Source organism: Polaromonas sp. P4_F9, from assembly GCF_056401235.1.
On the sequence record NZ_JBFUJT010000004.1, the window covers coordinates 1 to 21,216 of the forward strand.

18 protein-coding genes are annotated in these 21,216 nt (G+C 64.3%); 1 reads left to right on the forward strand and 17 read right to left on the reverse strand.

The window, feature by feature from the left end; translation table 11 throughout:
• Positions 1 to 259: 259 nt before the first annotated feature.
• The 14 genes from AC1DUB_RS04780 to apbC form a co-directional block, all read right to left on the reverse strand.
• The gene (locus tag AC1DUB_RS04780) at positions 260 to 2,821 is read right to left on the reverse strand and encodes an ABC transporter permease (RefSeq protein ID WP_477728539.1); all 2,562 of its coding nucleotides are present in this window, start codon (positions 2,819 to 2,821) and stop codon (positions 260 to 262) included.
• Positions 2,822 to 2,855: 34 nt separating this feature from the next.
• Positions 2,856 to 4,403 carry a C13 family peptidase gene (locus tag AC1DUB_RS04785; protein WP_477728540.1) on the reverse strand — a complete coding sequence of 516 codons (1,548 nt, stop codon included), beginning with the start codon at positions 4,401 to 4,403 and terminating at the stop codon, positions 2,856 to 2,858.
• 23 nt (positions 4,404 to 4,426) lie between these two features.
• Positions 4,427 to 5,545, reverse strand: coding sequence for a formate dehydrogenase accessory sulfurtransferase FdhD (locus AC1DUB_RS04790; protein WP_477728541.1), 1,119 nt, complete (start codon positions 5,543 to 5,545; stop codon positions 4,427 to 4,429).
• A 63-nt stretch (positions 5,546 to 5,608) separates the two neighbouring features.
• The gene (locus tag AC1DUB_RS04795; RefSeq protein WP_477728542.1) at positions 5,609 to 6,007 is read right to left on the reverse strand and encodes a hypothetical protein; all 399 of its coding nucleotides are present in this window, start codon (positions 6,005 to 6,007) and stop codon (positions 5,609 to 5,611) included.
• Between the two features lie 15 nt (positions 6,008 to 6,022).
• Positions 6,023 to 7,198, reverse strand: coding sequence for a formate dehydrogenase subunit gamma (locus tag AC1DUB_RS04800; RefSeq protein ID WP_477728711.1), 1,176 nt, complete (start codon positions 7,196 to 7,198; stop codon positions 6,023 to 6,025).
• 47 nt (positions 7,199 to 7,245) lie between these two features.
• Entirely contained in the window at positions 7,246 to 7,476 is a 231-nt protein-coding gene (locus AC1DUB_RS04805; RefSeq protein WP_477728543.1) for a hypothetical protein, read from the reverse strand.
• Complete coding sequence (gene fdh3B / locus AC1DUB_RS04810; RefSeq protein WP_477719883.1) at positions 7,473 to 8,093, reverse strand: formate dehydrogenase FDH3 subunit beta; 621 nt, start codon at positions 8,091 to 8,093, stop codon at positions 7,473 to 7,475. The genes AC1DUB_RS04805 and fdh3B overlap by 4 nt, the downstream gene beginning before the upstream one ends.
• A gap of 271 nt (positions 8,094 to 8,364) precedes the next feature.
• Positions 8,365 to 11,340, reverse strand: a complete 2,976-nt coding sequence (locus tag AC1DUB_RS04815; protein ID WP_477728544.1) for a formate dehydrogenase subunit alpha — start codon at positions 11,338 to 11,340, stop codon at positions 8,365 to 8,367.
• A gap of 33 nt (positions 11,341 to 11,373) precedes the next feature.
• Positions 11,374 to 11,580: a formate dehydrogenase gene (locus AC1DUB_RS04820; protein WP_477719885.1), complete on the reverse strand. Its 207-nt coding sequence runs from the start codon at positions 11,578 to 11,580 to the stop codon at positions 11,374 to 11,376.
• Positions 11,581 to 11,826: 246 nt separating this feature from the next.
• Positions 11,827 to 12,444, reverse strand: a complete 618-nt coding sequence (locus AC1DUB_RS04825) for a TorD/DmsD family molecular chaperone (protein WP_477728545.1) — start codon at positions 12,442 to 12,444, stop codon at positions 11,827 to 11,829.
• Between the two features lie 25 nt (positions 12,445 to 12,469).
• Positions 12,470 to 14,611, reverse strand: a complete 2,142-nt coding sequence (locus AC1DUB_RS04830) for a 4Fe-4S binding protein (RefSeq protein WP_477728546.1) — start codon at positions 14,609 to 14,611, stop codon at positions 12,470 to 12,472.
• Positions 14,538 to 15,278 (reverse strand): DUF3306 domain-containing protein, encoded by a 741-nt coding sequence (locus tag AC1DUB_RS04835; RefSeq protein WP_477728547.1) that lies wholly within the window; start codon positions 15,276 to 15,278, stop codon positions 14,538 to 14,540. Before AC1DUB_RS04835 ends, AC1DUB_RS04830 begins: the two co-directional genes overlap by 74 nt.
• A complete protein-coding gene (locus tag AC1DUB_RS04840) occupies positions 15,271 to 15,843 on the reverse strand; it encodes a DUF3305 domain-containing protein (RefSeq protein WP_477728712.1) in 573 nt (190 codons plus the stop codon). Before AC1DUB_RS04840 ends, AC1DUB_RS04835 begins: the two co-directional genes overlap by 8 nt.
• 126 nt (positions 15,844 to 15,969) lie before the next feature.
• Entirely contained in the window at positions 15,970 to 17,061 is a 1,092-nt protein-coding gene (apbC, locus tag AC1DUB_RS04845; RefSeq protein WP_477728548.1) for an iron-sulfur cluster carrier protein ApbC, read from the reverse strand.
• Positions 17,062 to 17,562: 501 nt separating this feature from the next.
• Between apbC and AC1DUB_RS04850 the strand changes: the two genes are divergently transcribed.
• Positions 17,563 to 18,036 (forward strand): YbhB/YbcL family Raf kinase inhibitor-like protein, encoded by a 474-nt coding sequence (locus tag AC1DUB_RS04850; RefSeq protein WP_477728549.1) that lies wholly within the window; start codon positions 17,563 to 17,565, stop codon positions 18,034 to 18,036.
• Between the two features lie 98 nt (positions 18,037 to 18,134).
• Here the strand turns inward: AC1DUB_RS04850 and AC1DUB_RS04855 are convergent, their stop codons facing one another.
• The 3 genes from AC1DUB_RS04855 to lon are packed head-to-tail and all read right to left on the reverse strand — an operon-like array spanning position 18,135 to position 21,181.
• The gene (locus AC1DUB_RS04855; protein WP_477728550.1) at positions 18,135 to 18,563 is read right to left on the reverse strand and encodes a hypothetical protein; all 429 of its coding nucleotides are present in this window, start codon (positions 18,561 to 18,563) and stop codon (positions 18,135 to 18,137) included.
• Positions 18,564 to 18,591: 28 nt separating this feature from the next.
• Positions 18,592 to 18,801: a DUF2188 domain-containing protein gene (locus AC1DUB_RS04860; protein WP_477728551.1), complete on the reverse strand. Its 210-nt coding sequence runs from the start codon at positions 18,799 to 18,801 to the stop codon at positions 18,592 to 18,594.
• Between the two features lie 10 nt (positions 18,802 to 18,811).
• Positions 18,812 to 21,181 carry an endopeptidase La gene (gene lon, locus AC1DUB_RS04865; protein WP_477728552.1) on the reverse strand — a complete coding sequence of 790 codons (2,370 nt, stop codon included), beginning with the start codon at positions 21,179 to 21,181 and terminating at the stop codon, positions 18,812 to 18,814.
• Positions 21,182 to 21,216: the final 35 nt, after the last annotated feature.

Sequence of the window (21,216 nt, forward strand, 5' to 3'; positions counted from 1 at the left end):
GGCGGGGTGCCGGGGGGTTTTGATTCGATCTGCATGTGGGTGGTTGGATTTGTGGCTGGTGTGAGATATGTGGGTGCTGAGAGTAGAGCCCTCACCCCAACACTCTCCCAGAGGGCGCGGGGGGCAAGATAATCCAGAGAGAGAGAGAGAGAGAGAGAGAGAGAGAGAGAGAGACAGGCCAGAATTTTTTTACTCCCTCTCCCTCTGGGAGAGGGTTGGGGTGAGGGCCGGCGGGAAGGTATGCAAGGACTCATGCCAGTCAGGTGGCTTTGCGCAAGGTTTCGACCACCGGGGTGTTCAGCACCGAACGCAGTCCCCACCACCCCGCTGCAAGCGCCAGGGCCGCGCCGGCCAGGCTGCCGAAGACAGGCACCGTCCAGGAGCCGGTCCAGCTGAAATCGAATACAAAACGCGCCAGCCCCCAGCCCACTGCCAGCGCGACCAGCGAAGCCAGGAAGCCGGCGAGCAGGCCGACGCCCGCCAGCTCGGCGCGCTGCACCTGCCGCAGCAGCGAGGCGCGCGCGCCCACCGCGCGCATGATGGCGAACTCGCGGGCGCGCTCTTCACGCGTGGCCGTGATGGCCGCAAACAGCACCACCACGCCGGCCGCCAGCGTAAAGCCGAACAGGAATTCCACGGCGCGTATCACCTGGTCGAGCACACGCTGCACCTGGGCCAGCGTGCTGCTCATGTCGACATTGGTGATATTGGGAAACGCCTTGACGAGGGTGTTGTCAAAACTCTGGGGACGGGGCTGGCCGCTCACCGCAAGGACCGGCTCGGGCGCGCGGAAGGCGCTGATGAAGGACACCGGCACATCGGCCGGCAACTGCGCCACCGGGTACATCACAAAAAAGTTGACCCGCATCGAGCTCCAGTCGACTTTGCGCAGGCTGGTGATCTTCGCCTCGCTGAGCTGGCCGCCAATGTCAAAGCGCAGGGCGTCGCCGAGCTTCAGGCCCAGCGTTTTGGCCAGGCCCTCCTCCACGCTGATGGCGTCTTTTTCGCCCGCCGTCCACCGCCCGCCCGTCAGCTGGTTGTGCGTGGGCATCACGGCGCTGTTGGACAAATTGAACTCGCGGTCGACCAGGCGCCTGGCGCGATCGTCCTCAAAGTCATCGGGCGTCACGGCCTTGCCATTCACCGCCACCAGACGGCCGCGAATCATGGGGTACCAGTCAAACTTTTTGACGCCGCCATCGCGCAGGGCCTGCTGGAAGGCATCGCCCTGCTCGGGCTGCACGTTGATCACAAAGCGGTTGGGCGCATCAGGCGGCGTGGCCTTGCGCCAGCTGCTGATCAGGTCAGTGCGCAGCAGCACCAGCAGCATCAGCGCCAGCAATCCCACGGCCAGCGCGCTGGTCTGCACCACCGCATACACCGGGCGCGCCGACAGCTGCCGGGTGGCCAGCATCAGCCAGCGCGGCGCGGTGGCCTCGTTCACGCTGACGCGCAGCAACTTGATGGCGGCATAGCTGGCCAGCGCAAACACCAGCACAGCCCCCAGAAAGCCGCCAACCGCGATCAGCCCGAGCTTGAGGTCACTGCTGGCCGCCACCAGCAGCGCAGCAAAACCGGCCACGCCCACACCCAGCACGGCCATGGACGCCGGCTTCAGGTTGCCGACATCGCGGCGAATCACGCGCAGCGGCGGCACCTGTGCCAGCTGCAGCACCGGCGGCAAACCAAAAGCGAGCAGCAGCGTGAGGCCCATGCCCATGCCAAAAGCCACGGGCCAGAAGGTCGGCGCGGGCAATGCCGTTTCCACCAGGCCCGCCAGCAGCACCACAAACCCGTAGTGCACCGCAAACCCGATCATCACGCCGAGCGCGCTGGCCGCGAGGCCGGTCAGCGCAAACTCAAAACCATAGGCCAGGGCAATGGTGCGCTGCGACTGGCCCAGCACCCGCAGCATGGCGCAGTCGTCCAGGTGCTTGGCGGCAAAGCCGCGCGCCACGATGGCCACCGCCACGGCGCTCAGCAAGGCCGCCAGCAGCGCGACCAGATTCAGGAATTTCTCGGCACGGTCCAGCGTCTGACGCATCTCGGGGCTGCCGCTTTCCAGCGACTCCAGGCGCACGCCGCGAATGCCGGACTGCTCCGCCGGCTTCTTGATCTCGTCGCTTGCCCATTTCACGTAGGCCTTGACGGCCTTGTCGTCCCCCGCGACAGCGAAGCGGTAATTGGTTCGGCTGGCGGGCTGGATCAGGCCCGTGGCGGCCACGTCGGCCTGGTTGACCATGACGCGCGGCGAAAAGCTGATGAAGCCCGCGCCGCGGTCCGGTTCCTGCACGATGATGCGGGTCAGCTTGAAGCTGGATTCACCCATCAACAGGATTTGGCCCAGTTGCAGGCCCAGCGCGTCGAGCAGCGAGGCATCGGCCCAGGCGGTGCCGGGCGCGGGGATGTCGCGGGTGTCCTGGCCGGCGCCTTCCAGGCTGTCGGAAACTTTCATGGCGCCACGCAAAGGGTAACCCTCCGGCACGCCCTTGAACGCCACCAGCTTGGCCTGACCGCCCTCTTCATCGCGGGCTCGGCCCATGGTGGGAAAGGTCACGGTGGACACGGACTGCAGGCCCAGCGCCCGGGCCTTCGCGATGAACGCGGCGGGAGTCACGCCGTCACTGCGGACCACCGCATCCCCGCCCAGCAGTCTCCCCGCGTCACGCTGCAATCCGCCCTTGAGCCGGTCGGCAAAAAACCCCACTGCGGTCAGCGCAGCCACGGCCAGCGTGACCGCCACAATCAGCAGGCGCAACTCACCGGCCCGCAAATCGCGCAGCAGCGATCTCCAGCCGAGCTTCAGAAACAAAAAGTGCATGCGGCAACCTTACCTCAAAGCGTGCGTCCCCAGCTCAAGGCCGGGCTTTCTCGGCCTCGGTCCGGGATGAGGCGCCGGCCGGCGCATGGGCCTGCGGCAACGCATCGAGCCGCTGCTCCAGCGCACGTAGCACCGGGCCGATGTTGGCGCCCACTCTGATCTGCGGGTTGGAAAATCCGTCCTCTTTGCCCGCGTCGATCTCGCGCTGTTTGATCAACGGGACGGCACGGGCAAAGGCCTGCTCGAATGAATGGGTCTTGCGCAGCTGCTCGTCGAACATCGCCCGGCCAAAAAAAGTGAGTTCGGACAGGCGGCCGCAACCGTACGAGGTGTGGGTGGCATCCGCTGCCGTCATGACCAGCGTGTTGTCATCGGCCAGCACGTCCACCCAGCCGCCGGAGTAGCAGGCCGAGACCGCAATCACCCGGTGGCGGATGCCGGCCTTGTCCAGCGCCTCCCGCAACACGCCGGGGCTCAGGGCTTCGACCTCCAGCGGCCAGTGCGAGGCAGCCAGCTTGAAATCGCGGGCACCATGGGACGTGAGGTAGACGACCAGCACGTCCTTGTCCCGGTCCATGCGCTGCGCCAGCGCTTCAATGGCTCGCTGCAGATTGAGCGGGGTGGCCCAGGGGTGGGTCTCGGCAGTGCTGCCGTGGTTCAACAGGTGAATCACGCGGCCACCGGCGTCAAAGCGCTCGGCCAGGACGCGGCTCACCAGGGTGCTTTCGCGCAGGAAAACGTCTTCAGAGGCATAGGGGGCAAACACCAGCCCGTAGACGTCGGCCACACCGGGGCGTTCAGGCGCAATGGCGGCGAGGGTGCGTTGCCATAAGGCCTGCTGCGCCTCCAGGGTTTGCTGGGTCAGGTGAAGCCTGGGCTTGTCATCTTCCACCGCAGCTTTGCGCGCATAGTCCGGCTCCCACGCACGGGCCTCGAACTGCCACAACGTCAGGCCCGTGGTCGCGATGAGGGCCAGTGCAAACACCGCCGCACGCCAGGTCCGGCCCGCGAAACGCACAATCAGAAAAAAGCTGATGCCCAGCGACCAGGCGGTGAACGCAAGGTAAAACGCCCAATACAGCCAGGGCGCCGAGAACACCCGGCCCTTGACCCAGCCATGGACGATGGCTGCGGTCAGGCCTTCGTACAGCAAGGTGTTGGGGAGGGACGCGATCAGCCACAGCACCACGCAGGTGGCGACACCGGCCAAGCGGGGGCCATCTGCCGCTGCAGCGACGTCCGGCCTGGGCTTCGCCGGAAAGGCCCACCAGGCCAGTCCGATGAAAGCAGCCAGCGTCCACCAGCCCGACAGCCAGGCCTGCACACTGAAGCGGGCAGGCCCGTCGATCTCCATGCGCGGCGCGGCCACCTCCACCAGCAAAACCAGCAGCGTCAACAGGAACGCCTGCCACGGTGCAGGCACATGCCCGGCGACGCGGGGGGAGAGAAAAAAGGCCGCACGCAGACCCTCCTCCAGCCAGCGGCTGACGGGCAGGTAGCCGGATGAATCGGGCCTTGGGCCGCGGGCGGCGGGGGCGTCCGGAATACCCGGCAGCGTGGACTGGATGGGTTGCTCACTCATGGCGGCATCATGCCACGCCACCTTCAGGATTCAGCCACCGGCGTTCGCAGGTTGGGGCCGGCCAGCTCGGGCTGCAGATGCAGCCGCTGGGGCGTGGCATAGCAGACAAAACGCTTGTTGGTCGCACGGCCGATAGCGCACAGGCCGACCGACTGCGCCACCTGGTGCCCCATCTGGGTGATACCACTGCGAGACACCACGATAGGCACGCCCATCTGGGCCGACTTGATGACCATCTCGCTGGTGAGGCGGCCGGTCGTATAAAAAACCAGGCCTTCCAGGCCGAGAGCGGTGGGTGAAGTGCCGGGCGTGGAGTCCCCGTCTTCATCAGCCGGAGCCGCGGAACCGGCTTTGCCGGGCCGCAGGCGCAGCACCCCCTCGGGGGGCAGCGCAGTACGCGAAGCGACAAGCGTGGGGGCTCCATCTTCACCAGCCGGGGCCGCGGAACCGGCTTTGCCGGGCCGCAGGCGCAGCGCCCCCTCGGGGGGCAGCGCATTACGCGCAGCGAAAAGCGTGGGGGCCACATCTTGCATCCACATCCAGCCGGCGATCGTATCGATGGCATTGTGCCGTCCGACATCTTCCACGAACAGCAGCATGGCGGCGCGGTCGTCCGCCACCTGGAACAATGCACAGGCGTGGACTGAACCGGCGGACTTGTAGGTGGTCTCCTTCAGGCGGATGGTGTTGACCAGCTCATAGAGCTGGCCTTGCGTGATGTGCGCGTCCGCGGGCAACTCGATCTGGTCCACCTCGTCCATCAGGCCGCCAAACACACTGCCCTGGCCGCAGCCGGTGGTGACCACGCGCCGGGCGGTTTTTTCCTCGATGTCTTCAATGCCGTGGCGGGTTTTGACGGCTGCGGCGCCCACCTCCCAGTCGACGGTGATGGATTCGACGTCCTGCACCGACTTGACCAGCCGCTGGTTGCGCAGGTAGCCGAGCACCAGCCATTCAGGATGCGCGCCCAGCGTCATGAGCGTGACCAGTTCGCGTTTGTCGACGTACACCGTCAGCGATCGCTCGGCGGGAATGGAGACCTTTTGATGCTCTCCGTATTCATTGACCGCGTCGATCTCGCAGGTCAGCGGCGCCTGGGCAAGCGTCAGGCGGGGCAAAAGCAAATGTGGCTGCGGGTACATGAATGAAGACTACAACAAAAAAGCCGGTCCCTCGCGGGCCGGCTTTTCAAAGGGTATGAGATTTCAGGACTTTTTGGCGGGGTTCACCACCGCATCGGGCTGCTTGGTGCTGGGGGGGCTGGTTGCGGTGGGGGCCGGAGAATGCGCGCCCGAGGCCTCGATGGGCTTGGCCGCTTCTGGCGGCGCATAGCTAAAGGCGCCGGGATCCGCGCAGGCCGGCGCTGCCGCGGGCGGCTTGGTTTCCTTGCCTGCCGCCTTCGCGGATTTGTAATAGCTGGCCGCCACTTTGTCCTGCGCCTTGCACAGCTGGTAGGCCTCGACCTTGCCCGTCCACGCGGTCTTGGCAGCAGCCTCGGCGGCTTTGGCCTTGGCCTCGTCGTTCAGGGGCGGCAGCTTGGCCAGCGCGAGCGCAGGCACACCTGCCAGCAGACCCCAAGTCAAAAGTCGAATCAGTTTTTTCATGGCGTCCTCGCTGCTTTAAACCTGTACTGTCTGGCCGGGCGGCGCAGGCTCACTCCGCTGGCGGGGGATCTTGCCCGCTTTCACGTCGTCATACCAGTACTCGTGATGCTCCTTCGCCCAGGTCTCATCCACATAGCCGGTTCCCATGGCCTTGAACGCGCCCTGCATGCCGAGGGTGCCAATGTAGATGTGGCCGAGGAACATGCACATCATGAGCACGGTGGCCACCGCATGCACCATGTGCGCGATCTGCATGGTCGCGCGCTCGTACACCAGGCCCGGCAGCAGCTTGTCGAGGACCAGGCCCGATGACACCACCACCACACCCAGGAAAAACACACCGCCCCAGAAAATCACCTTCTCACCGGCGTTGAACCGGTTGGACGCCGGTTCCGCACCGGAGATCAGGCCACCTCCCTTGAGCAGCCAGTTCAGATCGCCTTTTTGCGGCCAGTTATCGCGCAGGAAGGTCACAAACACAATGAACAGGGACACGGCAAACACGGGGCCGGCAAAGTTGTGCAGGTTTTTAAGCGCGTAGGTCAGCCAGCCAAACAGGGTGCTGCCCAGGATCGGCAGCAGAAAAAACTTGCCGAAGGCCATCACCACACCAGACACGGCCAAAATGACAAAGGCCGTGGCGTTAGACCAGTGCGCCGCGCGTTCAAACGGCGTGAAACGCTCAATCTTTCGGCCCGTATCCGCGCCATGCGTCTTGATGGTGCCCTTGCTGAAGTAAAAAATCGCGATGGCCAGCACCACGATCAGCAGCAGCGCGCCGCCATACGGAATCAGCCAGTTGTTGCGCACCTGCCGCCAGGCTTCACCCGCGTTGGTCAGGCGCGAGCCGGGGTATTGCACAAAAGGCTGAATCAGGTTGCCGGCCTCCGGCGCTTCACTTTTGGGCAGGCTGCTGTAGCCGGTGACGCCCTGGCCGACCCGGCGCCACATGGGTGCATTGTTGCCGGGCTGGACTTTGGCGCGCTCCGCGTTGGTCTGCTTGGCATAGTTTGGATCGGCACTCGCGTCGGGTTTGACGTCAAAAATGTTCTGGCCCTGAATCCCGCCGGATGCCCCGGGTGCAGCTGACGCGGCTGGCGCTGCTGGAGCGGGAGTAACAACGCCCGAGGCCTGGGGTGGCTGGGGCGCAGGCGTCTGCGCCCCGGTCAGTCCGGCCCAGGCAAACGCCATGAAAAATACCGCCGATCGCGCGCGTTCCAGTTCCATAGAGCCTCCGCTCACTTTGCCTTGGAATATTCATTCTGGGTGTTCTGTGCACGGGCTTTCAGCCCCTGCTCCCAGCTGGTCTTGTCGCCGCGCTTCCACCCCGGTGCCGCAAACTGGTTCTCAACCCCCTGAAACGGCGCAACGTCGCTTTTCACGCCGCCCATGGATTGCGGTTTTTCGCCACAGGCTGACAATCCGGCCACGGCAGCAAGGGCTGAGAGAAGGATGAAAAAGCGTGTCATGATTTGCCTCCCGCGGGCGGCTGGCCGGCCTGTTTCGAACCGTACGCTGTTCCCCATCCCCAGACCTCGGCACCTTTGCCGCGCTGCACCACCCGGTTGCGGAAGATGTCAGCGATCACATCGCCGTCACCGGCCAGCAGGGCCTTGGTAGAGCACATCTCGGCGCAGGCCGGCAATTTGCCCTCGGCCAGGCGGTTGCGGCCATATTTTTCAAATTCGGCCTGGCTGCCGTTGACTTCCGGGCCGCCTGCGCAAAAGGTGCATTTGTCCATCTTGCCGCGCACACCAAAGGTGCCGGCCGCCGGAAACTGTGGCGCGCCGAATGGACAGGCATAGGAGCAGTAACCGCAGCCGATGCAGACATCCTTGTCGTGCAGCACCACACCTTCATCGGTGCGGTAAAAGCAGTTGACCGGGCAAACGGCCATGCACGGCGCGTCGCTGCAATGCATGCAGGCAACCGAAATGGACTTTTCGCCGGGAACGCCGTCGTTGAGCGTCACCACGCGTCGGCGGTTGACACCCCACGGCACTTCGTTCTCGTTCTTGCAGGCGGTGACGCAGCCGTTGCATTCAATGCAGCGCTCGGCGTCACAAACAAATTTCATGCGTGCCATGGCGTCTCCAGAAAAAATATTTCGATCGGAAGCTGGCGTGGGGCTCTGCCCCAGCAGGGGGCCGCGAAAGCTGGCGCGGAGGCTCCGCCCAAGCAGGGGCCGCGGAACCGGCTTTGCCGGGCCGCAGGCGCAGCAGCTCTCGAGGGGCTGGAGCCCGCGGCTCCAAGCCTGCCTACGCAGGCTTGGACGGGCGACAGAGGCGAAGCGTCTCGCGAGCCGCGGCCTGCAAGGCCTCGCGCATTACACGAAGTGAAAAGCGTGGGGGCCATATTCAAGCTCTCTCGACGTTGCAGATCGTCGTCTTGGTTTCCTGCATCATCGTCACGCTGTCGTAGCCATAGGTGGTGGCGGTGTTGATAGCCTCGCCGCGCACCACCGGGTGCGCGCCACTGGGGTAGTAGGCCAGCATGTCGGCGCCCTGCCAGCGCCCCGAAAAGTGGAAAGGCATGAACACGGTGTCCGGCCCCACCCGCTCCGTCACCAGAGCCTGCACATTCAGGCGAGCACCGGTCGGCGTGCTGACCCAGGCACGCTCACCATTGCGAATGCCTCTGTCCGCGGCGATTTTTGGATTGATTTCGACGAACATCTCCTGCTGCAACTCGGCCAGCCAGGGGTTGGAGCGGGTTTCTTCGCCGCCACCCTCATATTCAACCAGCCGGCCGGAGGTCAGGATCAGCGGGAATTTCTCGTGCACCTTGTCGGTGATGTTTTTCTGCTGGATGGTCTTGTACAGCGTCGGCATGCGCCAGAAGGCTTTCTTGTCGTCATGCGTCGGGTACTTGGCCACCAGATCGGGGCGAGTGCCGTAGAGCGGTTCGCGGTGCTGCGGAATCGCATCCGGGAAATTCCAGACCACCGCACGGGCCTTCGCATTGCCAAACACATGGCAGCCATGGTTTTTCATGGTCACGCGGATGATGCCGCCCGATGAGTCCGTTTTCCAGTTCTTGCCTTCGGCTGCGGCTTTTTCAGCCTCACTCAGCTCATCCCACCAGCCCAGCTTTTTGAGCAGCAAGTGGTCGAACTCCGGATAACCGGTGGTGATGTCGGCGCCCAGCGAGTGCGAGCCGTCTTCGGCCAGCAGGTTGACACCGTCCTTTTCCACGCCGAAGTTGGCGCGGAAATTACCGCCACCCTCCATGACATGTTTGGAGGTGTCATAGAGATTGGCGGAGCCGGGGTGTTTGAGTTCCGGCGTACCGTAGCAGGGCCATGGCAGGCCGAAATAATCCCCCGCCGTGTCGTAGCCGGTTTCCTTGTCGATGCCGCCCTTGGACTTGAGGGTCTTGACGTCAAACAGATGCATGTTGCGCATGTGCGCCTTGAGGCGCTCGGGGCTCTGCCCGGTGTACCCAATGGTCCAGCAGGTCTTGTTGATCTCGCGCAGGATGTCGTCCGGCATGGGCTCGTCCATGCCCTTGACCTTCTGCATCTTGTAGTTCTTGGAAAGCTCTTTGGCAAAGCCCAGCTTCTCGGCGAACTGGTGCATGATCATGTGATCGGTGCGGCTTTCCCACAGCGGCTCAATCACTTTCTCGCGCCACTGCAGGGAACGGTTGGAGGCCGTCACCGAGCCGCTGGTCTCAAACTGGGTTGCCGCCGGCAGCAGGTACACCGCGCGGTTCGGGTTGAGGTCTTCAGCCTTGCCCGGCATCGCCGCCATGGCCGCAGTGGCTGAAGGATAAGGGTCAATGACGACCAGCAAATCCAGCTTGTCCATGGCGCGCTTCATCTCCAGGCCACGGGTCTGGGAGTTGGGCGCATGGCCCCAGAAAAACACCCCGCGCAGGTTGGATTCCTGGTCAATGAGTTCGTTTTTCTCCATCACGCCGTCGATCCAGCGGGAGACGGTGATGCCGGGCTTGCCCATCATGGCGGGCGACGCATAACGCCCCTTGATCCATTCGAAGTCAACGCCCCAGATCTTGGCAAAGTGCTTCCACGACCCTTCCGCCAGGCCATAGTAGCCTGGCAGGGAATCGGGATTGGGCCCCACATCGGTGGCGCCCTGCACGTTGTCGTGGCCGCGGAAAATATTGGTGCCGCCGCCGGATACGCCGACATTGCCCAGTGCCAGCTGCAAAATGCAGGAGGCGCGAACGATGGCATTGCCAATGGTGTGCTGGGTCTGGCCCATGCACCAGACAATGGTGGACGGCCGGTTTTTGGCCATCGCTTCAGCGGCCATGTAGACGCGCGCTTCCGGCACGCCGCAGGCTTCCTCCACCTTGTCGGGCGTCCACTTGGCCATCACATCTTCCTTGACCTTGTCCATGCCATAGACGCGATCATTGATGTACTTCGTGTCTTCCCAGCCGTTCTTGAAGATGTGGTACAGCATGCCGAACAGGAACGGGATGTCCGAGCCCGAGCGGATGCGGATGTATTCGTCTGCCTTGGCCGCCGTGCGGGTAAAGCGCGGGTCGACCACGATCATCTTGCAGCCGGTCTCCTTGGCGTGCAGCATGTGCAGCAGGCTGACCGGATGCGCCTCGGCCGCATTGGAGCCGATGTACAACGCGCACTTGCTGTTCTGCATGTCGTTGTAGGAATTCGTCATCGCGCCGTAGCCCCAGGTGTTGGCGACGCCAGCCACCGTGGTGGAGTGGCATATACGGGCCTGGTGGTCACAGTTGTTGCTGCCCCACAAACTCACCCACTTGCGCAGCAGGTAGGCCTGTTCATTGCTGTGTTTGGAGGAGCCCACCACATACACCGAGTCAGGACCGCTGGCCTTGCGCAGCTCAAGCATGCGCGCCGTGATTTCATTGAGGGCGGTGTCCCAGCTGATGCGCTCGTACTTGCCGTTCACCAGCTTCATCGGGTAACGCAGGCGGTATTCGCCATGCCCGTGCTCGCGCACCGCAGCGCCCTTGGCACAATGGGCCCCCAGGTTGATCGGTGAATCAAACACCGGCTCCTGGCGAACCCAGATGCCGTTTTCAACCACGGCATCAATCGCACAGCCTACCGAGCAGTGGGTGCACACGGTGCGCTTGACTTCGATTTTTCCGCTGCCATCCGTGGCGCCCGGCGTGGCCGCCCCGGCCTTTTTAACCAGTGTCAGCTGCGTGGCTGCCAGGCCGACCCCCACACCCACGCCCGAGCGGCGCAGGAAGGCGCGCCGGTCCATGGTGGGGATGGCATTGGACAGGCCGCGCGAGAGGCTTTCGACAAAGCGCGCCGAACCGGCACGATGCGCCAGATTGCCCGGGGTTGCGTGAGGTTTTTTCGTGAGCAGCATGAAGCTCTCCGTGAAAAGGAAAACAGTATGAAATTAGATGCGCGTGGTTTTGTAGTAGCGCTTGACGTGCTCTGAGAGGCTGTAACCACCGCCTTTTTCAGGTGCCGGCTTGGCCTCCTGGGGCGCGGCTTGCGGTAGCTGTGCGCCCGGCAAGGCCACGATGGCTGCGGCTGCTGCACCCGTGGCGGCTGCACCGAAGAAGAAGCCCCGGCGCGAGGGCTTTGGCTGGCTGTCCTGCATCTTTGTCTCCAAGGAAGCTGCTGGCATGTATGCAACGGTTTGCATACACACTGTACGTCAGAGCGTGGAGCGCCACAACAATTTGCATCATCCAAACATGGAGATTAGGGGAAAACGATAAGCTTTCTTATCGTCCCTGCGCCCCCCTGGAGACGGCAAGTGTCTCAATTTGAGGCGGACATGGAACGGATGGGGACGGATGGGGATGGACGGCCTGGAGGCCGTCGCGGGACATGCCAATGCCCTTCAGGCGAGCATGTCAAACCCTTGCGATTCGACACTGATGAAGGCCTGGGTGAAGGCCGCGAGGGCACGGTAAAACCGGGCCTTGGGGTGTTGCATAATCGCGTCGCACATCAGGGGCACCCAGGGCTGGACATGCCGCGCAAAAAATTCGCGCTGGCGCGTCAGATTGGCAACTTCCACATCGTCACCGGCGATCAGGTAGCGCATGACCTCGCACAGGTAGGCCACATGGTCTTCTGTTTCCGGCATGGCCTCGTCACGCGCCAATCCCAGGGCGGCGATGTCGGTGCGCAGGGCCGCCAGCGGCCTTTCGTTCAGGAAGCCACTGAGGTAATGGGACCCAAAGAGATACAGCTCGGGTTTGCCCACACCACCAAAGAGGGCATCGTATTCCTGCCCGATGTCTGCCTGGCTTTGCTCGCGCGCCGCGGCGACCAGCTCTTGCCAGGAACTCTCGAGCACGGCCCCCGCCACCGGTGCTTCGGTGACGGCGACGCGGATGTTGCCGTGCAATTCGGCGGACGGCGCCGCGTAATACAGGGCCGCGAGCAGCCCGTAGACCTCCGCGCGTGCGGTTTCTTCATCCAGGCCGGAGGATACGAGTTGCGCTTGCATCATGTGTGTGTCGTCGTGTGTGTGCCGCCTAGCGGATATCGGTGATCTTGAGTTCGTTGTCCGCGGAGTAGATGTCGATGACCCGGCAGTCGCTGCACATCTTGAGGCGGTCCGCGGCCGCGCCCTGAAACATGGCGTGGCCCGCCAGCTTGCCCAGCATGGACTCGATGGCCTTGAGCGTGCCAAAGGGCTTGCCGCAGCGTATGCACTGGTAGGGGTGCGCCTCGTTGAGCACGCGTGCCTCCTTGCGCTGGGGCGTCAGCAAAAGCCGCGGCTGCAGCGTGATGGCGTCTTCCGGGCAGGTCACCGCGCATAAACCACACTGCACGCAGTTCTTTTCAATGAATTTGAGTTGCGGGCGTTCGGGGTTGTCCTGCAGCGCGCTGGCCGGGCAGGCACTCACGCAGCTCAGGCACAGGGTGCAGGTGTCGGTGTTGACGACGAGACTTCCAAACGGCGAGCCTGAGCGGGGAAGCTCAATCGCTTCAGGCACAGTGGCAGGCGCGTGGGCAATCAGGTGGTCCAGCGCCATATCCAGCGTGCTGCGTTTTTCCTGGACTACCGCAAAGCGGGCCGTGACCGCGGGCACCATGGGCCTGGCCTGCGCCAGGGTTTGCAGGCTGGCATCGAGGTCGGCGAGCGCCTGGGCATGGACGCCCGGCTGGGTGCGCACCAGCTGAAAGTGAACGCCCGCATAGCCCAAGCCGCCGAGGATGGCCTGCGCCACCCGCATCTGGTCCGCCAAGCCCTCCAGGTAAGCCGGCGCCTCTTCATCCGTGACCAGCACGGCCACCTGTTCGGCGCCAAATGCCAGAGCACTCAACCAGACATCCAGCCCCAGGCTGGCGGTATGCCACAAGGCCTGCGGAATGACGTTGGCCGGCACACCCTGCACGGTTTTCTGCAACTGCGCGGCGCGACCCAGTGCCTCGATGGCCTGCTGGCCGGCGCCCTGGCTGTGGAACAGCAGCACCGGATGCGCACCGCCGGCCCGGGCATAGGTGGCAAGAAGGGTCTTGAGGCGGACACCCTGCTCGCTGGCACGGGGATAGGCGTAAGTGAGCGCGCCGGTCGGGCAGACGGTGGTGCAGGCGCCGCAGCCTATGCACAGATTGGGATTGACGACGATCTGCTGGCGCTCTTTCTGGCTGCTAACCGCGCCGGCCGAACAGATGTCGATGCAGGCATTGCAGCCGACGGTTTCATTGCGGCTGTGGGCGCACAGCTTTTGCTTGTAGGCAAAGAACTTGGGCTTTTCAAACTCACCCACCAGGTCACGCAGCTTGACCACCGTGGCCAGCAAACCGGGCGAGACCAGCCCGGCCGAGGCATCGCATGCAAAGTAGCCCTGGGGTGGCGCATGCAGCGCGATCAGGGGTTGCCGCCCCAGATCCAGCACGAGATCAAACGCCTCGGTGACTGCCTGCGCTTCGCGGTTGAAGTCGATCGCGCCGGCGGCCTTGCAGACGGCCACGCAGTCCCGGTGCGAGGTGCATTTGCTGCTGTCCACCTGGTAGCTCAGGTCGATGGCGCCTTCGGGGCACACCGCGATGCAGGCATTGCAGCGGGTACACAGGTCGAGGTCAATCGGATTGTCTTTTGTCCATTTCGCTTCAAAAGCGCCCAGCCAGCCCTGCAGGCTCAGGCCGGTACCGCTGATGACCGGATACTTGCGCTCCTGCGCGGGAAAGCCGCCCGGCGCCGGGTCAGCGACGCCTTGCGAAAAAATCGTCACGTCCAGCGCATCGGCAACCAGCGCAGCCACCTGCTCGGCCTGGTCCAGCGGGCCGACAATCAGCAGGCGGCCGGCGCTTTTGTAGGTGACGGTCGAGACGGGTTCTGCGTCCGGCAGGTGCGCGACGGCGAGCAGCGCGGCGATCTTGGGGCTGGCGGTCGAAGCGTCCTTGCTCCAGCCGCCGGTTTCACGAATATTGACGAACCTGACCACCGAGGTCGCCCCCGCGGTCTGCTCGCCCAGCTCCGCAAAGAGGCGCTTTTCCTGGGTGCAGGCCACCACGACGTCATCACCTGACTGGACCGCCTTCTGGAACGCGCCGGCCTCGCGCCGGCACAAGGTCGAATGCCGCGTCAGATTTTCATTGAGTGCCGCGCCCACCGCCTGGGGCTGGAGGGGCATGGTCTGGTTGCAGTCGCAAATCAGTGTGGGCATGGTCTTCTGGGCGTTGGCTGGCGCCGGCGTCAGGCAATGACCCGGCCTGGCTGCGGTTGTCGGGGTTGACAGGGTCTGGCGTTGTCATGCCCGCGGTTTCTGATGACTGTGCCACGGTTTCACCATCAGGGTTATTCGCATTTTCCCGCGCTACAGCCGCCTGGATTTTTTCCGGGTCATCCTGGTCATCCTTCTCCGCCTTGTCATCCTTGTCATCCTCCTCGTCATCAAACAGCTTGAGGAATTTCGCACTGGCCATCTGCCGAAGCATGGACTCGGGTATCGGCTCGGAGATGGAATAGTCATCTATGTAGGTGTCCAGTCCATCCATCACATTGAAGTGCGGATCGGCAAACAGCTTTTTCATGGCCGCGTTCCTGACTTCAGGCCCCACCCCCTCGGCCATGAAGGGTTTGAAATCGGAGTCCTTGGTCAACAACCGCACGTCATTGAGCGACAGTTCTTTTTCCGCGGGCCCAATGGCATCGGGAGCGGAAGGTGGCGCCGCGGCCGGTGCGGATTGCGTCCCGTCTGGCGGCGGCACGATGGCGCCGGCGTTACCCCCCGGGGCCACCGCCGGCGCAGGCTCTTCGAGCGGCTTGCCCTGCAGGGCATCAGACTTGCGGCGAGCCCACCGACCCAGGAATCCCCCGCGCTCGTCAGTCATGGCCGGGCCCGTCCGGTTTCTTGTCAGTGCTCACCCGCGCGGGATTGCCGAAACGATCCTGCAAGGACTGGAAGCTTTGCGGACGCTGGCGCCGCTTGGGTTCCAGCACATGGTGCCGGTCCACAAACTCCTGCAGCCACTGCACCACGTCGGGCGGCGCGGGAACCTGCTCGACGGTTTCCTGCGCGTCCAGCCAGCGCCCCGCGTCGTGGTAGCTCAAGGTAACGGTCTGCGGTACGGCCACCGGCTCATCGGCAAGACCCGCCTCTTCCTCCATGCGCCACACCACCCAGAAGCAGGGTTGGGGTGCGGTCACATTCAGGTAATAACCCTCGGCGTCGCCCAAGAACAACTCCACCCTGAAGCCCGGGTGCAACCAGCGCTCCTCGCGGTCGTCCTTGAGCAGCAAGCGGGGTTGGTTGCCGAAAGCGTCCTCCTGCGGCACCACATCGGCCAGCACCCAGCGCCAGGGCTGCCAGCGGTTGTCGATGCGCTCCCGGCACATGACCACCGCCACCAGCAGGGTTGGACGGTGAACAGCGTCCCCCGTCTCAGGGGACTGCATCAGGAAATCAGCCATGGCCGCAGTGTACGGCGGACTCCATGAATCCCTAAGCCAACAATGCGGGATAGGGCTTGTCAGGCGCCGACAGCGGGCGCCGGTTCGCCCGCCGGTTCGCCTGGCGGGAGCTCAGGTATTTTTTGAAATCGTGATGGTCGGAAACTTGGCCGAAAAATCTTTCGCCTTGGCCGCCACGGTGATGGCCATTTTGCGCGCCACCGCCTTGTAAATGGCGGCCACATCGCCGTCGGGGTCTGCCACGACCGTGGGCCTGCCGTTGTCGGCCTGCAGGCGGATGTTGATATCCAGCGGCAGCGCGCCGAGATAGTCCATGTGGTAGTCGGCCGCCAGTCTCTTGCCGCCTTCCTCGCCAAAGATGTGCTCGGCGTGGCCGCACTGGCTGCACACATGCACCGCCATGTTTTCCACGATGCCCAGGATGGGCACACCCACCTTCTCAAACATCTTGATGCCTTTTTTGGCGTCCAGCAGTGCGATGTCCTGCGGCGTCGTGACGATCACGGCACCCGTCATGGGCACCCGCTGGGAGAGCGTGAGCTGGATGTCGCCGGTGCCGGGCGGCAGGTCGACGATCAGGTAGTCAAGGTCCTTCCAGTTGGTCTGGCGCAGCAGCTGCTCCAGCGCCTGGGTGGCCATGGGGCCGCGCCAGATCATGGCCTCGTCCTGCGCCACCAGGAAACCGATGGACATGACCTGAATGCCGTAGTTTTCCATCGGCTCCATGTTCTTGCCGTCCACACTCTCGGGCCGGCCTTCGATGCCCATCATCATGGGCTGGCTGGGGCCGTAAATGTCGGCATCGAGCAAGCCCACGCTGGCGCCTTCAGCGGCCAGCGCCAGTGCCAGGTTAACGGCGGTGGTGCTCTTGCCCACGCCGCCCTTGCCGGAGGCCACGGCAATGATGTTTTTCACGTTGGGCAGCAGTTGCACGCCGCGTTGCACGCTGTGGGCGGCGATCTTGACGGCGATATTGACCGACACGTTGTTCACGCCGGCCACCCCCTTGGTCGCAGCGATCAGCATCTTGCGGATAGCCGCCATCTGGCTCTTGGCTGGATAACCCAACTCCACGTCGAAGGACACATCGCCGTCGGTGATCTGCAGGTTTTTGAGCGCTTTTGCGCTGACAAAATCCTTGCCGGTGTTGGGGTCAAGCACGCCTTGCAGCGCGTTCAAAATTGCCGATTGTTCTACAGCCATCTGGGAAATCTCCGATTGAATTGGGGGCAGGCAGGGAGCGCTGGGGCGCGCTGCCTGGCGGTCGGGAGATTGTCGGGCATGGGACAGCCAATTGGAAAAAACCTCCAGCGAGGACGATTGCCGAGTTTTCCGGCCCCAGCCGGGGCTAGGGACCAAACGACGGTAAAAATGGACCACTCTGGCCGATTTGCAGCCGACGGTGCCCCGCCCCGACAGGCTCCCGGGCTTGAAGAGAAGTCTAAGGCAATGCGGATGAGGGCGCATCGCAAGCGCGGAGAAGCCATGACCTGACAAGGCAGCATCGGCAGGCCGGCGCCTTGATCTTGCTCAATCCACGCAGGCAGGAACAGGACCAGAATGTGTTACGGGACGGTAGTGGTGGCGGTAAAAAGATGGCTTCCCGGCCCGCCGTCCGGTGTTTGGCCTGGGGAGATTTCATGCCTGTCGACCTGGCACCCCTTCCTTCTTCTCAGTCTTCTCAGTCTTCTCAGGAGATGGTTCATGGAACTGACCTCGACCGCTTTCACACCCCAGGGCGATATCCCGCAACGCCATACCTGCGAGGGTGAGGACATCGCGCCAGCGCTGCGCTGGACCGGTGTTCCGGACGCTGCCCGCAGTCTGGTGCTGATTGTTGATGATCCGGATGCGCCCGATCCGGCTGCACCGCAGCGAACCTGGGTGCACTGGGTGCTCATCGATATTCCGCCGGCCGCACCCGGCTTGCCCGAGGGCGGCGATCCGCTGCCCGCCGGCACGCGCGCTGGCCTCAACGACTGGAGCCGCCCGGGCTATGGCGGGCCTTGCCCACCGATCGGGCGGCATCGCTATTTTTTCAAGCTCTACGCCCTCGACACGACACTGCCCGCGCTTCACCAACCAGCCAAGGCGGCTGTCGAGCACGCCATGCAGGGCCACGTGCTGGCCCGGGCCGAACTGGTCGGCACCTACCAGAAGCAGAAGGCCCGCCCCTGAACTGATTGGTGTCATCGGCGTGATCGACTGCCCCATGCCAGCAGTCGCCAGCGCGCGCAACCTTGAGCACGGCATGCGCCGCCGACCGGGCGGCGCGGTCATTCCTCTTCCGGACAAGGCGGACTTGGACCCTCGGCCGGCTCACCGGTCTCGGGGTCCAGCCATTCGGCAATGCCGATCTCGCGCTCGGCCTCTGACAAGGTGATGGCCGGCGCCAGCGTTCGCTCGTCGGCCGCATCCATGTCCTCCCGCGCCAGTTCGACCGTCTCGAACGGGCCGAACTCCTGCTTGCCGTCAGGCGTCAGCCAGTGGTAGCCGTCCGGGCGGGCCACAATCCGGTCCCGCCCGTTGTCGGCATCGGGTTCAGTCACCTCTTCAGGCACGCCAGCCCTGCGCGGAGTGCCTGCCTTGGCCTTTGCCTGGGCCGTTTTCAGCTTGGTTTGTAACCTGGTTTTTGCCGTGTGCGTCATCATCGCCTCCTTCGGTCCCGGCGGTGTCGACAGCGATGGCGTGCGTTCTGCGGTCAAGACCAGGGGACTCAAGCGTCCTGCAGAATTAATCATTGTCCCCGCTTCGCTGCCGTCGCGCCACCCGGTCAGCCGGGTGCGCCGCCCATTGCCTGGCCTTGGCGATGGCAATGCGGATGGCACGGCCTTCATCCATGCCCTCGTCAAGCAGCGCATTGGCTATTTCGATCGCCTTGACGCGTACCGGCTGCGGCAGATTGCGCATCGACACCGGATAGCGCTGCGCGGTCCAGGGCATGGCGGCGCCCTCAAACCAGCTCGAACCCGGCGCCCCTGATGACGGCGTCGCCCAGTGCCGCGCAAATGGCGTCATCCACATTGTTCAGCCAGACGAAGGTCAGGTCCTGGCGGCTTGCCTCGGGCACATCGCGCAGGTCCTTCTCGTTGCGCTGCGGCAGCAACACGGTGTGAACGCCGGCACGCTGCGCGGCCAGCACTTTCTCCTTGACGCCGCCCACCGGCAGCACCAGGCCGCGAAGGCTGATTTCGCCGGTCATGGCCACATCGTGGCGTACCACGCGGTTGGCGAACAGGGAGGCCAGGGCGATGAACATCGCCACCCCTGCGCTGGGTCCGTCCTTGGGGATCGCCCCCGCCGGCACATGCACGTGCACGTCGATGTCGTCGAAGGCGTCTGCCGGCAAGTGCAGCATGGTGGCGCAGGACTTCACCAGCGTCAGGGCCGCCTGGGCGCTTTCCTTCATCACGTCGCCAAGCTGACCGGTCAGGATCAGACGGCCCGAGCCGGCCACACGGGTTGCCTCGATGAACAGGATGTCCCCCCCGGCCGGCGTCCAGGCCAGCCCGGTGGCCACACCCGGCACACTGCTGCGCAACACAGTTTCGTGCTCAAACTTTGTGGCGCCGAGGAGCGCGTCCAGGTCGGCCGCATCGACACGCACCTGCGGCGCCGAACCATCGGCGATCTGCACCGCGGCATGGCGCATGACGCGCCCGATCTCGCGCTCGAGCTGGCGCACCCCGGCCTCACGCGTGTAGTCGGCCACAATGGCCTGCAGCGCGGCGGTCGTCAGTTCGCACTGGCCGTCGCGCAAGCCGTTGGCCTCACGCTGGCGCTGCACCAGGTAACGCTGCGCAATCTGCAGCTTTTCTTCCTGCGTGTAGCCCGGCAGGTCGATCACCTCCATGCGGTCGCGCATCGGCACGGGCACCTGGTCGATCACGTTCGCCGTGGCGATGAAGACCACGCGGCTCAGATCGAAGGGCACCCCCAGGTAATTGTCGCGGAAGGTGGCGTTCTGCTCCGGGTCCAGCACCTCGAGCAGCGCGGCCGACGGGTCGCCGTGGGCACTGGGAGACAGCTTGTCAACCTCGTCCAGCATCATCACGCAGTGGCGTGCGCCGGCCTTGCGCAGGCTCTGCACGATCATTCCCGGCATGGCGCCGATGTAGGTGCGGCGGTGGCCGCGGATCTCGGCTTCGTCATGCACGCCACCCAGCGACATCCGCACGAACGGCCGCCCCAGCGCGCGTGCAATGCTCTGGCCGAGCGAGGTCTTGCCCACACCGGGTGGCCCGACGAAACACAGGATGGGCGCGCGCCCCTGCGGGTTGAGCTTTTGCACCGCCAGAAACTCGACAATGCGCTTCTTGATGCGGTCCAGCCCGTAGTGGTCGGCTTCGAGGATGCGGCGCGCCTCGCCCAGATCGATCGGGTTGGCCGGCGGGGCCGCCCACGGCAGTTCGGTCATCCACTCCAGGTAGGTGCGCAGCATCGAATACTCGCCGGACGCATCCGGCATGCGTTGCAGGCGCCCGAGCTCCTTGCGCGCCTGGGCCTGCACATCGTCCGGCATGCCGGCTTTCGCAATGAGCTCTTCGAGGCGCACGATATCCTCGTCGTCGTCCCCGCTCTCACCGAGCTCTTTCTGGATGGCCTTGAGTTGCTCACGCAGCAGATATTTGCGCTGGTGAAGGTCAATCTGTTCCTTGGTGCGCTCGCCGATCTCCTGCGACAGGCGCAGCACCTCGATGCGGTGTTCCAGCATCTGCAACACCTTCGGCAGCCGGTCTTCCGGGCTCTCCGTCTCGAGCAGCATCTGCTTTTCGACCAGCTCGGCATCCAGCAGGCTCGCGACGATGTCCGCCAGGTGCGATGGCGAGCGCACGGACTGCAGCGTGTGGGCCAGTTCGGCCGGCGCACCCGGCAGCAGTGCCAGAATTTCCACCGCGCGGTCACGCAATTGCAGCCCCAGCGCTTCAGCTTGCGTGGAAATCACGGCCGGCTCCGGGATGGGCTGCACACGGGCGGCCAGAAACGGGTAGCCCTCGACCAGTGCCTCGATGCGAAAGCGCTCCACGCCCTGGCAGACGGCGTGCTGCAGCTGCTCGTCGGCGTCAACGTGCTGCAGCACCTTGGCGATGGTTCCCACGTCGTACAGCGCGTCGCGGCCCGGGTCGTCAATCGCCGCGTCCCGCTGCAGCACGATGCCCAGCCCGGCGCCAGTCTGGTGTGCATGCTGCACCGCCGCAACCGATTTGGCGCGCCCGACGGTGATGGGCACCAGCACATGCGGAAACAGCACGACATTGCGCATGGGAACCAGCGCAATCACCCCTTCCGGAAGGGCGGGCCGAGCAGGAACTGACGCATTCATGGTGCTTCACCCGATAAGCTGGCGGCGCGGGAAGC

Excerpts from the sequence above, each read along its gene's own strand:
- AC1DUB_RS04780 (WP_477728539.1), bottom strand. The coding sequence starts at position 2,821 with ATGCACTTTTTGTTTCTGAAGCTCGGCTGGAGATCGCTGCTGCGCGAT.
- AC1DUB_RS04785 (WP_477728540.1), bottom strand. The coding sequence starts at position 4,403 with ATGAGTGAGCAACCCATCCAGTCCACGCTGCCGGGTATTCCGGACGCC.
- AC1DUB_RS04790 (WP_477728541.1), bottom strand. The coding sequence starts at position 5,545 with ATGTACCCGCAGCCACATTTGCTTTTGCCCCGCCTGACGCTTGCCCAG.
- AC1DUB_RS04795 (WP_477728542.1), bottom strand. The coding sequence starts at position 6,007 with ATGAAAAAACTGATTCGACTTTTGACTTGGGGTCTGCTGGCAGGTGTG.
- AC1DUB_RS04800 (WP_477728711.1), bottom strand. The coding sequence starts at position 7,198 with ATGGCGTTTGCCTGGGCCGGACTGACCGGGGCGCAGACGCCTGCGCCC.
- AC1DUB_RS04805 (WP_477728543.1), bottom strand. The coding sequence starts at position 7,476 with ATGACACGCTTTTTCATCCTTCTCTCAGCCCTTGCTGCCGTGGCCGGA.
- fdh3B (WP_477719883.1), bottom strand. The coding sequence starts at position 8,093 with ATGGCACGCATGAAATTTGTTTGTGACGCCGAGCGCTGCATTGAATGC.
- AC1DUB_RS04815 (WP_477728544.1), bottom strand. The coding sequence starts at position 11,340 with ATGCTGCTCACGAAAAAACCTCACGCAACCCCGGGCAATCTGGCGCAT.
- AC1DUB_RS04820 (WP_477719885.1), bottom strand. The coding sequence starts at position 11,580 with ATGCAGGACAGCCAGCCAAAGCCCTCGCGCCGGGGCTTCTTCTTCGGT.
- AC1DUB_RS04825 (WP_477728545.1), bottom strand. The coding sequence starts at position 12,444 with ATGATGCAAGCGCAACTCGTATCCTCCGGCCTGGATGAAGAAACCGCA.
- AC1DUB_RS04830 (WP_477728546.1), bottom strand. The coding sequence starts at position 14,611 with ATGCCCACACTGATTTGCGACTGCAACCAGACCATGCCCCTCCAGCCC.
- AC1DUB_RS04835 (WP_477728547.1), bottom strand. The coding sequence starts at position 15,278 with ATGACTGACGAGCGCGGGGGATTCCTGGGTCGGTGGGCTCGCCGCAAG.
- AC1DUB_RS04840 (WP_477728712.1), bottom strand. The coding sequence starts at position 15,843 with ATGCAGTCCCCTGAGACGGGGGACGCTGTTCACCGTCCAACCCTGCTG.
- apbC (WP_477728548.1), bottom strand. The coding sequence starts at position 17,061 with ATGGCTGTAGAACAATCGGCAATTTTGAACGCGCTGCAAGGCGTGCTT.
- AC1DUB_RS04850 (WP_477728549.1), top strand. The coding sequence starts at position 17,563 with ATGGAACTGACCTCGACCGCTTTCACACCCCAGGGCGATATCCCGCAA.
- AC1DUB_RS04860 (WP_477728551.1), bottom strand. The coding sequence starts at position 18,801 with ATGCCCTGGACCGCGCAGCGCTATCCGGTGTCGATGCGCAATCTGCCG.
- lon (WP_477728552.1), bottom strand. The coding sequence starts at position 21,181 with ATGAATGCGTCAGTTCCTGCTCGGCCCGCCCTTCCGGAAGGGGTGATT.